1 protein-coding gene is annotated in these 1,695 nt (G+C 70.6%); it reads left to right on the top strand.

What is annotated here, in order from left to right; genetic code table 11:
- Positions 1 to 1,695, top strand: a 1,695-nt coding sequence (locus tag ACFVXH_RS41265) for a hypothetical protein (protein ID WP_387831229.1), incomplete at both ends; no start/stop codon positions are given.

Below are 1,695 nucleotides of genomic sequence, written 5' to 3'. Positions count from 1 at the left end.
GCACAGCATGACTGCCGCACTCGCGGCCCCACCACCCGAGCCGGACGCCCAGGAGGGCGGCTGGCTCGCGGACGCGTTCACGTTCCTCTGGGACGCCGCCGCGAGCATCGTCCCCGGCGGAGACCTCGGCCTCCTGGGCGGCCTCTTCCTCCTCGGCTGGATGGCTGACCAGTCCCGCAAGCGTAAGAAGGCCCGCGCCGTCACCGCCCGGCCCACCGTTCACGTGAGCTGGAAGGCCCCGTTCCTCGCGGCCTGGAGCCTCGCGAAGTTCCTCTACCGTGCCGCCCGCAGCACCGCCCGCTTCTACGGCGGCCGGGAGCTCCGGGGCCCCGCCCGCTCGACCGCGACGGCCTGGTCCGCCGGCACCCGGGTGCAGCGCGAGGACCAGGAGGACGCCGCCGCCATGGGCTCCGTTGCCTGGGCCCCGCCCCGCATCAGCCTGGTGAAGCAGCCCCGCCGCCAGCCGAGCCCCTGGGCCCGCAAGGCTGCCGCCTGGCTCCGGACCTACTCCGGCAAGGGCTCGCACACCCTCGACCGGGCCGTCGCCGCCCTGCGCTGGACCTTCCGCGCCGCCGACCGGGCCTCGGCTCTCGACCGCGCCGTCTGGCGTGGCCTGACCGCCGCGTACCGCACCACCGCCCCGATCCTGGGCAACTGGCCGTGCTGGCCCTACGCCGCCCGGGGCCTCGTCCGCGTGATCCTGACGGCCCTCCTGGTGTTCGCCCTGGTCCCGGCCTGGGACGTCTGGGCCGTCCTGGTCGCGGTCCTGGCCACCGCCGCCCTGGGCGCGCTCCTGCCCCGCATGGCCCCCATCCGGCCCGGCGACGACGTCGTCTATGGCCCCCGCCTCTGGGGCGTCCTCCGCGAGGCCCTGAAGCTCCCCGATGAGGAGGAAGCCGCGGGCTGGCTCCAGCTCCCTGCCCGCCTGGACGCCGACGACGCCCGCATCGCCCTGCGCCTGCCCTGGACGTTCCGCGGCTCCGACATGGAGAAGGAGAGCATCACCGCGCTGATGAACTCCCGCCTGCCGGGGGAGTGGGTCGGCCGCTACAGCTTCCGGGGCGACCACGCCACCGCCGTCTACACCCACAAGCCCCCGCCCAAGCCGACGCCGCCGGCACCCGAGCCCCCGGCCGCCGTGAACATCTGGGATCCCAAGGTCCAGGAGATCCTTGCCGCCCTCGGCCCCGACGAGTTCTACCTCGGCCAGGACACTTTCGACCGGCCCGTCATCCAGAAGATGGCCGACGAACAGAACTCCTGGGCGCTTTCCATCGGGTCCGGTGGTGGAAAGTCTGCATTCCTCCAGTGGCTCGCCGTACAGATGCTCATGAAGCGCGGAACCATCGTCGTCATCGACCCGAAGATGGTCTCTCTGACGCCGCTCATCGGCATTGAAGGCGTTCACGACTACATCAACCCCCGCGCACCCCTGGACATGCGAGCCAGCCTCGAATGGGTCGCGGATGTTCTCGACGCCCGGAATTTCGAGAAGAAGAACGGTATCCGTACCGCTTTCCCGCCGCTTTACGTCTTCCTGGAGGAATCGAACCACCTCGCAGACGTCCTCAAGGAACAGCACTCGGCGGACAAGAAAACCGGAGAGTCGGCGGCCGATCCTGTATGGCGCGACGTCGCATCAATTCTCCGCCTCGGCCGAGAAGTGAACGTCCACATCATCGCTGTATTCCAGGA

The organism is Kitasatospora sp. NPDC058184 (assembly GCF_042883725.1).
Taxonomy (GTDB): domain Bacteria; phylum Actinomycetota; class Actinomycetes; order Streptomycetales; family Streptomycetaceae; genus Kitasatospora.
Note: the sequence above shows the minus strand (reverse complement) of the source record. Positions and strands in the feature narration are given on the sequence as shown.